The organism is Lentilactobacillus farraginis DSM 18382 = JCM 14108 (assembly GCF_000583655.1).
GTDB lineage: Bacteria > Bacillota > Bacilli > Lactobacillales > Lactobacillaceae > Lentilactobacillus > Lentilactobacillus farraginis.
The window spans coordinates 25,849-34,079 of sequence record NZ_BAKI01000029.1; the positions used below are offsets into that span (position 1 = coordinate 25,849).

General features: G+C 39.7%; 13 protein-coding genes. All 13 read right to left on the reverse strand.

The window, feature by feature from the left end:
- Positions 1–26 precede the first annotated feature (26 nt).
- A complete protein-coding gene (locus tag JCM14108_RS16280) occupies positions 27–641 on the reverse strand; it encodes a major capsid protein (RefSeq protein ID WP_304607848.1) in 615 nt (204 codons plus the stop codon).
- An 8-nt stretch (positions 642–649) separates the two neighbouring features.
- On the reverse strand, positions 650–1,069 hold the full coding sequence (locus JCM14108_RS16285) for a major capsid protein (protein ID WP_304607849.1): 420 nt from the start codon (positions 1,067–1,069) through the stop codon (positions 650–652).
- 14 nt (positions 1,070–1,083) lie between these two features.
- On the reverse strand, positions 1,084–1,473 hold the full coding sequence (locus JCM14108_RS09630; protein WP_035180523.1) for a hypothetical protein: 390 nt from the start codon (positions 1,471–1,473) through the stop codon (positions 1,084–1,086).
- A 17-nt stretch (positions 1,474–1,490) separates the two neighbouring features.
- Complete coding sequence (locus tag JCM14108_RS09635) at positions 1,491–2,315, reverse strand: DUF4355 domain-containing protein (RefSeq protein WP_035180525.1); 825 nt, start codon at positions 2,313–2,315, stop codon at positions 1,491–1,493.
- A 92-nt stretch (positions 2,316–2,407) separates the two neighbouring features.
- Positions 2,408–3,439, reverse strand: a complete 1,032-nt coding sequence (locus JCM14108_RS09640) for a hypothetical protein (RefSeq protein ID WP_035180526.1) — start codon at positions 3,437–3,439, stop codon at positions 2,408–2,410.
- Entirely contained in the window at positions 3,439–3,696 is a 258-nt protein-coding gene (locus JCM14108_RS15935) for a phage portal protein (RefSeq protein WP_272944532.1), read from the reverse strand. Before JCM14108_RS15935 ends, JCM14108_RS09640 begins: the two co-directional genes overlap by 1 nt.
- Positions 3,654–5,042, reverse strand: a complete 1,389-nt coding sequence (locus JCM14108_RS09645) for a phage portal protein (protein WP_272944533.1) — start codon at positions 5,040–5,042, stop codon at positions 3,654–3,656. The genes JCM14108_RS15935 and JCM14108_RS09645 overlap by 43 nt, the downstream gene beginning before the upstream one ends.
- Before the next feature lie 3 nt (positions 5,043–5,045).
- The gene (locus JCM14108_RS09650) at positions 5,046–6,404 is read right to left on the reverse strand and encodes a PBSX family phage terminase large subunit (RefSeq protein ID WP_035180527.1); all 1,359 of its coding nucleotides are present in this window, start codon (positions 6,402–6,404) and stop codon (positions 5,046–5,048) included.
- Positions 6,388–6,897: a terminase small subunit gene (locus JCM14108_RS09655; protein ID WP_035180530.1), complete on the reverse strand. Its 510-nt coding sequence runs from the start codon at positions 6,895–6,897 to the stop codon at positions 6,388–6,390. Before JCM14108_RS09655 ends, JCM14108_RS09650 begins: the two co-directional genes overlap by 17 nt.
- A 214-nt stretch (positions 6,898–7,111) precedes the next feature.
- The gene (locus JCM14108_RS09660; RefSeq protein WP_008856341.1) at positions 7,112–7,417 is read right to left on the reverse strand and encodes a hypothetical protein; all 306 of its coding nucleotides are present in this window, start codon (positions 7,415–7,417) and stop codon (positions 7,112–7,114) included.
- Between the two features lies 1 nt (position 7,418).
- Positions 7,419–7,652, reverse strand: coding sequence for a dUTP diphosphatase (locus JCM14108_RS15940; RefSeq protein WP_369385540.1), 234 nt, complete (start codon positions 7,650–7,652; stop codon positions 7,419–7,421).
- Entirely contained in the window at positions 7,649–7,852 is a 204-nt protein-coding gene (locus JCM14108_RS15945; protein WP_268872145.1) for a dCTP deaminase/dUTPase family protein, read from the reverse strand. The genes JCM14108_RS15940 and JCM14108_RS15945 overlap by 4 nt, the downstream gene beginning before the upstream one ends.
- Entirely contained in the window at positions 7,845–8,132 is a 288-nt protein-coding gene (locus JCM14108_RS09670; RefSeq protein WP_035180532.1) for a hypothetical protein, read from the reverse strand. Before JCM14108_RS09670 ends, JCM14108_RS15945 begins: the two co-directional genes overlap by 8 nt.
- Between the last annotated feature and the right edge of the window lie 99 nt (positions 8,133–8,231).

Sequence of the window (8,231 nt, forward strand, 5' to 3'; positions counted from 1 at the left end):
TAGCGTTACCCGTTGCCTGCGGCGAATCACTTACTCGCTAAAACATCGAGAATAAAGACCTGTTTGGCCACCGTAATCGTTGGTACAAACTTCTCATCGACAATTGTCTTAACCGTTACTGGATCATCACTTGCCTTAGTCAACAGGGAAACTCCTGTATCGAATAAGGCAACATTGCCCATACCGGCAGTACCGGACAAATCTTCTTCCGGCGTTTCAACAAAATTCATTTGGCCAATCGGTGTGTTCGCACTTCCTGGAAGAAGAATAACCTTACCATCTGGAATGAATTTAGAGAACGTTCCATTATCGTTCCATCCCTTGTCATAAACAACTACTGAAAGGCCCAAGACAGCAGAGAACCACTGAAGAACCATTGGTTCAGTAAGAATATTGCCTTGTGGGGACACAGAACCCGCAAAAATAGTATTATGGAGTGCCTCATTGTGCATCAAAGTGAACATCGTAGTTGAGTTCATCAACGCACGGTTTAAAGATGTTCCTGATTTTTGTGATGCAGTATCCTTAACCGACCGAATATCATCGTAAGGATTTGAGGCTGCATCAGTCCATGGCTTGGAGGCTGTGACACTTTGAAATGACTCATAACCGTAATCTGCTACTAGATTACCGATAGTCAATTTGCCGTTTAAGAGTGCTGAATAGCATAATACTCACGAGTAAAACGAGCCCGAATGAGCAAATTAGCTTGATCATCGTACAGCTTCTTAGTAATAGTCAAAACAAGATTCCGGTCATTTGAAGCCAAGGCATTGTTTAAATCCTTGAAATCATTTTCATTAAGATTCAACGAGTTTTTGAACTTATAGGTTGGCAGGGTGCCCGTAGAAAGTGAGCCACGTTCAACTGGCAAAGCTGGCGAATCTTCCTTCGTATAGTCCAATGGTGCTGGATAAATATCCTGACCATTAAGTAACTTAACGTTATCAGCTTTTTGTTTCGTAGGAGTAAATAGAGCTTCCATGAGATAAGGAGCTGTATACTGTGGATTACTGTTCCAGTATCCTTGTAAATAATTGGCTTGAAGTAAATCAAATGGTGTTGGCACGATATAACATCTCCTTATCGATTAATTAATTTAACACCTGGCGTTTTGCCGGCAACTGCTTGTAAAGCTGCGACAACCGTACTATCAAGTAGCTTTTGTCGCAGATAAACATTCTCAAACCAAACCGTTACATCGGCATCACCAGCAGTTACGTCTGTATCTGCAGCAATTACGCCTGCAAACTCTTGACCATCGGCACCAGTAAATTCAGAAAGCTTAGTAGTACCTTTTGATTGATCAGCACTCAGCCAATCGGTAGTTGCACCAACTGGTGTTCCCTGTAGGACAACCTTTTTGCCACTAGAATCAGCGGTAACGGTTGAACTATCAATTGTCCCCGGTAAGCCAACAGTTAAGTCGGGTCTTACGCGAGGATCAGAATTAGCAAAATATTGTTGTGCCATCTTTTTCACCTCATTTATTATTTTTGATCAAAGAACTTACCCTTAAACCGGTTAGGGTCTCCGAGAGTGTTCTTAGCAACAATTTCTCCGAAACTCGGAGCTTCGGTAGTTTGTTGTTGATTGCCTTTGGGAATATTGTGATTCTTAAACATGTCCTGCTTTGTCTTTTTAATGACGCGATTAAGTAAATCCTTGAAGTTGTCAACATTGTGTTTAGTTGCTTCTGGATCGTCTCTAATGAGTGTCTCAACATCGTCTTTGGTAAACTGATACCCGGTGTCTTTGAGCTGGTTAAACACCTCACTGCGCATGTCTGATCGATTTTTTTCAGCTTTAAGTTGTTCATTCTCTTTAAGAATTTCATTGATCTTCTCTTGCCGCTTCTCGTCATCAGTCATCTGAGCATACTTTTCAGCACTACTTTTGCCAGCCTTTTTCCCTTCTTCAATACCCTTTTTATGGGCACGGAACTCACGGTCTTTCAGCAGCTTGTCAACTTCAGCTTGCGTAAATGTTTTGCCATCATCGGTGTCATTATTTTTAGCATCAGTGTTTGTTGGTTCCCCATCGTTAGCATTCTGTTTAGCTGGATTACTATTACTGTTGGTATTTTGGTTGCTCTGATTTTGATTGCTATTTTGGGTAACTGTATCAACAAGACTTTTGATAAAATCGTTGGCTGATTGGTCATTTTGACTAACAGGATTCGTAGCAGAATTATTATTGGTGCTTTGGCCACCTTCACCATTGCTCCCACCTTGTGCACCAGGTTGGGATTGGCTACCTGCTTGGCCAGCATCGGCAAAATACTGCAAGTCCATGTTTAACTTATCTGATTCCATGTGTTGCCTCCGTTTATAGCCTGTCGGCTGTTAATTCCTTGCGCAGTTTAATGTCTTAAGCATGTTTGGGACAATAAAAAAAGCAATGAGGTTTACTCACTGCTATCACTTGTTTGATTATTCTTTGAATTACTAGCTACTACAGCTGTTCCAATTATGCCAGCTAACGGTGCCAGCGAAACATGTGCCTTTTTAGTACAGCGACAATATGGATGTGAATCATCAGGAATGCTCGGGGAACTGCTGTCATTAACGGCATAAGGGCCGCCTTCAGCTATGTCTTCACATTTAGCACACGCACCTGGCTGAGTTACCCAATCAAAATAAGCAATTCCTTGCGACTTAAACATCTGTGTGGTAGCCCGATCAAGTACTCTCGCCCGTTCGGTAACAATCATGCGCTTAATATAGGCATCGTTAGTTTCAAACATCCCAGTTACTGTTTGTGGCTTAGCCGTACGAATACTCGGAAATAACTGATTGACATCTGCTTGCTTTAATCCGGTTCGCAATGATTTAGCTACCAATGCCTGGACATTGTTAACGAGATTATCATTGTATAGCCAAATGTCATCGCTCCATTGGCTGCCATCAACAGTTTTGCTAATGATCTGATCAGAGTTACGTAAGACTTCTCGTTTAGTAATCTTGGCTGCCTTAACAGTGTCGGCACCAGCTTTCTTAGCCAACCGATTGTTGTTAAATTGACGACTAACATCCCGCTTAAAATCACTGTGTAACGTTTGATTAAGCAATTTAATGGTGGCAATTGTAGCTCCGGCAATACTGAAACCGATCAAAGAATTTAAAGTATGATACCGATCAATTGGCGCATTCCTGACATATTCCTTAGATCGATTCTGGGACTGGGTATCATCATTTATTCGTGCTTTGACCTGAAAATGAAGCAGGCGACGTCTATCAATAGTCGAATCACGTTTCAAAAGTTCAACATATCTTAATAAGCCATTGACGCCATATTCAGCAATAAAGAAATTAAGATGATCTTCAATCTCTTGCAATGCAATTTGATAAAAGTCGTGGCTTTTACCATAAACTTGTTCATCACTTTTAAGCAACTTGGCGATATATTTTTTCTCTTGAGTTTTACTAATCGGTTTCATTAATCATCACCTTTAGGCTGTGTCGTGTTGTTTTGATTGTTTTCAATATCAACATATGGATCTAACCCCCGCTTCTTTGCTTGTTGGGCTTCTTTATTCTGTTCGGCTGAGATTTTTTGCATTTCTTTTTTAGCATCGGGAACATTCGAAAGTGAAGCAATTGCCGTTTCTCGTGAAGTGGTTGATTGCAACTCGTTAGCTGTCTGTGCTTCGGCTAATAAATTATGTGGAATGGTAAAGTTAAATGTATACTCCAAGTTATCAACATCGTCAACATTGATTCCCTGGCTTGTAAAGCACACGCCCAAATCTGAGTTAGTGCCTTTTTCATCTTGGTTTCTTTGTTCAGCGCTTTAATTTTCATTGAGTGAATTTTAAAGTCCAGGGCTTGGGCAGCTGATGTACTAAAATCGATATTGTCTAAATTGGGAATCTGTGCAACCTGATAAATAAAATCAGTGTCATGTTGAATCTGATTTTCCTGTAGTTGGTCGCCAGAAGGTTTCTCCATAAACTCAGCATCCGGCGTTGGTAAAGCTTTAGACTCATCAGAATCAGCCCAGGCTTTATCCAAATAGAGGTTAAGAACTCTTGATTGCTTAATTTCTTTAAGCTGATCATCATCAAGTTCAGAATTAATCACTTTCAAGATACTAGCCGCAAATGAGTCGGAATTGTTAGATTTAGCGCTAACAGCACTATCTAAATCATCAACCAAGCTGATTACATCATCAAACACACCAATTCGTTCTTCGTTATCCATGATTTCGGCCATTGGTAACTGACTAAATGGGTGCCCTAATTGGTCATCAACTCCCGTATCTGGATCAGGATTTTCATCAAAAGTTAGTGAGTCGTTAGTGGTAGCCGAATTGCTAAAGGGCACTGTGTCATTGACTTCAATTAGTTGTCCGTGTAAAGACTCATTGCCTTTGTCATCCGGATAATAACTATAGGTAACACCAAACAACGGTTTATTCCGAATTGTGTTGTCATAAACCATAAATGTGTTTAGTGGATCTAAGAAAGTGATATAGGGATAGGCATTCTTGTCAGTATAAAGGTAAAGATAAGCGCGTCCGTAAACGCTTGACCATTTAGAAGCTTCAGTGAATACATCATCCAGAACCTGATGCTTAGTCATATCCTGAATAAGATTGTTGACTTTGTTGCCTTCCGTCGTTTCTTCTTCTGACGGGTCTTGATAAGCAATATCAATTGGCGTTCCAATAAAATAACCGTTGAATGAGTCAACTAGCTTTTTAGGCATATTAACAATTCGACGGTTGTCCGGGTCACCATGCGGGGTTGGTTTGCGATTAAGAATGTTGATATGCCGACCTTTATAATATTGACGTTTCATAACGTAGGTTGGCATCAACTGCGTTCGATGCAGATTAATCATGTTAAATAAATCATTGGGATTGTCTTTTATTTTTTGACTAGCAGAATAATGAAAGACATCGTTATCATCCAGATAAGTACTACCAGACAAATTAACGGTGTTATTGTTTGTCCATCCCAATTTTGAGGCATCTCGCCCGGAAATAAACGTATCTTGAATATTAGGATATTCTTTTTGTAAAATTTCACTAACTTTCATTCATTAAATACCTCGCTTAAACAATTTAACTTTGGCATTGATGTGCGGATCAATCTTCAATCCTAACTTACGAGCATTATCAATCGCAAAATATTTGAAAGCATCAACGGTATGATCGTTTTCCTTAACCACTTTAGGATTATCACTGTGGACGGTCTTTTCATCCCATTGGTATTGCTCATGTTGTTTAATAAATATCTGGTTTTCTGGTGTGTCAAGATAGTACACACGTCCTTGTGCCAATAATGATGATACATAATCGATCATGGTTGCTTCATCGCTCTTGGCAACACCGTGCCAAACTTCGTTATATTCCTTAACAAATTCATTTCGTAAAGCTCCTTCAGCTGAGTCAATCGTGCGTCGATCAACTCGAACTTGATAATCTATTGATTCTTCAAAAGCTTTAATCTCTGATACTAAATCACTAGGTGCCTTCTTACGCGACTGATGTTCCGGACTGTAATAGTAAGTGTGCAGCAAAACAACTTTTCCCTGCGCCGTCAAACCAATTGCTAAACAGGTCGTTGCTGAATTAATATGACCGGCATCGATTGAGTAGTACAGGTTAATCAATGGATCATCAGAAAATAAGTCGGTTAAAGGATGAAACAGCTGCATATTGTAAACGTTAGTCCCTAAGCCAATAACCTTTCCCAGATATAACCAATTGTAATAATCCGGATCATTCTTTTTATACGTTTCAATCAAAGCTAGTTGTTCGTCATTCGTAATGCCTAATTTATCATCGAGATACGTAGAGGTATCGATATAACATTGTGGATTCTGTTCCTGTAGTGCAATCCATTCATTAATCCAATCATATGGATTGCGTGGCGGATTATAGCTATAAAACACCTTCACGTCGTTAACCCAGGGCGACTTTTGCCGAATGAAAGTCGGGTTGGTTTGATCGAAAACTTCAGCACTCTTAAAGTTGCCCGCCTCTTCGTACCAAAGAGCAATCACATTTTGAATGGTATTTGATTTCAACTTTTCAGGCTTATCACCACCATAAAAATAGAACGCACTGCCCGAGGAAATATGGGTAATGCGCATTGGTGAAACCGAATATTTAAATTCATCTGTCATATGAAGCATGTCAATTGCCCAACAAATTTGACCGTATACAGAGTCACGCAGATTAACCGTATTTTCCCGAATGCAGACAACGTTCACTTTATGGCCTAGTTGAGCCTGCTTCTTCAGCATAGTCAACAGCTTCAGACTAATAGTCGATGATTTAAAAGAGCCCCGGCCACCCTTAGCAATGATGTAAGAGCACTTTGTCTGCCACAGCTTCTTAAAATGTGGATTAACAATCTGAGATATTTTAATTACTCGCTTAGCCTTCGTTATCATCATTAACACCTCCCAAATCGTCAACTACCAGCGTACCGTCTTCATGATGTTCAACTTTTTTAATTTCTTTCGCTTTCGTTTCAGCAATTTCAGCATCGGCAACAGCCCGTCGAACTTGTGCTTTGAGTAACTCATCGCTATCCGGATAACGCTTTAGGATTTCCTTAGCCGCGGCAATTCGCGTTTTTAAATCCGCTTCTTTTTCAATGGTGTCTACATCAAACTGTGTGGACACGACAACCGTTTCTTTTTCTTCCCCTCTTGCTATCCGAGTAAGTAGTTGCAACGCCTCCTGGGCGTCCATAATCTTATGTGATTCAATCTCAGCCATGAGTTGATTGATGTATGTTTTTATATGGGGTTTTTTAAGGTTTTCTGACCCCGTTTCCGCCGCAGTCTTTTTTGAATAGCCTGCATTAAGCGCCGCTTTAGTAGCATTGCCAAGCTTTACATACTCTTCAGCAAAAGCCTTTTGTTTAGGCCGCAATTTCATCACATATCACCACACCTCCGGATTAATTAATTTAGCTAAGCTATTTATTAAACGATTTGCAAAAGCCGATTCCTAAATAAAGTGATTCAAAAAATATCCAAATCGGATTGTAACCTTGCATATATGATTGAGATTTATAGATAAACCACAAATACCTTTTAATAGTTTTCATATCACCACACCCTTGCATTCTATGAATTAAAGGTCAACACAATTATTCACCACGGTATGGCGGTGTGATATTGCTACCAAAGGTCTCTGTTAGCGCGAAGAAGTATCGATAATCTTCATTGACATTGTCATATTGACTAATTGTATCTAGTGACTTGGCCATAATCTCAGCAGCCTGCTGAATTCCTTTGTCAATCGTGCCGTTATCTAGCTTCTTTTGAACAGCACTTGTGTCCAGTACGGCATCTCTCAATGCCTTATTTATCTCCGTACTAAATTCGTCTTGAATCATGCTGACGATTGCCGATTTATTAAACCTTTGATCACCTGAATTGAACATTTTTGTCATTTTAATTCCTCCCAGTTGAACCGAAACCGTCACTACCACGGTCACTGTCGTTTAGTTTGTCGCATTCAATAGATTGTACTGAGACGTCACGCCGAATAACCAACTGGCAAACCTTATCGCCTTTGTTAATTTGATTAGGCCGATTAGATAAGTTAACGAAAATCGCCATGATTTCACCACGATAGCCAGGGTCAACCGTTCCGAGAATGCACTTTAATGGTGTCCTAAGACTCATCCCTGCCTTGGTCTAACTTCAGCTGAATACCCTTTGGTTAACTGAATTGAAATCCCCAAAGAAACTCTTTTCGTTTCGAATGGTGCAAAATAAACAGTTTGATCAGCATATAAATCAAAGCCGGTATCATCTGGATGTGCCTGATGTGGTGCCATGGCAGATGGGGTCATTTTTTTATATTTAAGGATTACCTTAGGCACGTTTCCTCATCCTTTCCTGCTTATGTCGCATGTCGTCTGTTAACCGTTCTTTAAATGGTGTCTGTAATGTGGAATTAATATTATTAATATCTTCTGAACTATACATAACACCACTAGCAAATTGAGCCTCAGAACTAAATATAATCAAAAATTCAATTCCATCAATATAATATTTAGCAACCCCGTTTATAAGCTTTCCCTGCGCATAAATATATTTCATCTTAATGTCATTGCTTGGAGACTTTTGTTTAAAATAATCTCTTAACTCATCGTATCTCATTTTATTTTCGCCTCTATACAGGCTTTTCCTTTTAGTCTAAACTCATTCAATTTACGTGCCTGTAAAGCTTTACGCTTGCGATCCTTGATTTTGGATTTT

What these genes read in the sequence shown, in the direction of transcription:
- JCM14108_RS09650 (WP_035180527.1), bottom strand. Translation starts at nt 6,404, where the DNA reads ATGATAACGAAGGCTAAGCGAGTAATTAAAATATCTCAGATTGTTAAT.
- JCM14108_RS09645 (WP_272944533.1), bottom strand. Translation starts at nt 5,042, where the DNA reads ATGAAAGTTAGTGAAATTTTACAAAAAGAATATCCTAATATTCAAGAT.
- JCM14108_RS09640 (WP_035180526.1), bottom strand. Translation starts at nt 3,439, where the DNA reads ATGAAACCGATTAGTAAAACTCAAGAGAAAAAATATATCGCCAAGTTG.
- JCM14108_RS09670 (WP_035180532.1), bottom strand. Translation starts at nt 8,132, where the DNA reads ATGAGATACGATGAGTTAAGAGATTATTTTAAACAAAAGTCTCCAAGC.
- JCM14108_RS09660 (WP_008856341.1), bottom strand. Translation starts at nt 7,417, where the DNA reads ATGACAAAAATGTTCAATTCAGGTGATCAAAGGTTTAATAAATCGGCA.
- JCM14108_RS09635 (WP_035180525.1), bottom strand. Translation starts at nt 2,315, where the DNA reads ATGGAATCAGATAAGTTAAACATGGACTTGCAGTATTTTGCCGATGCT.
- JCM14108_RS15940 (WP_369385540.1), bottom strand. Translation starts at nt 7,652, where the DNA reads ATGAGTCTTAGGACACCATTAAAGTGCATTCTCGGAACGGTTGACCCT.
- JCM14108_RS09655 (WP_035180530.1), bottom strand. Translation starts at nt 6,897, where the DNA reads ATGAAATTGCGGCCTAAACAAAAGGCTTTTGCTGAAGAGTATGTAAAG.
- JCM14108_RS09630 (WP_035180523.1), bottom strand. Translation starts at nt 1,473, where the DNA reads ATGGCACAACAATATTTTGCTAATTCTGATCCTCGCGTAAGACCCGAC.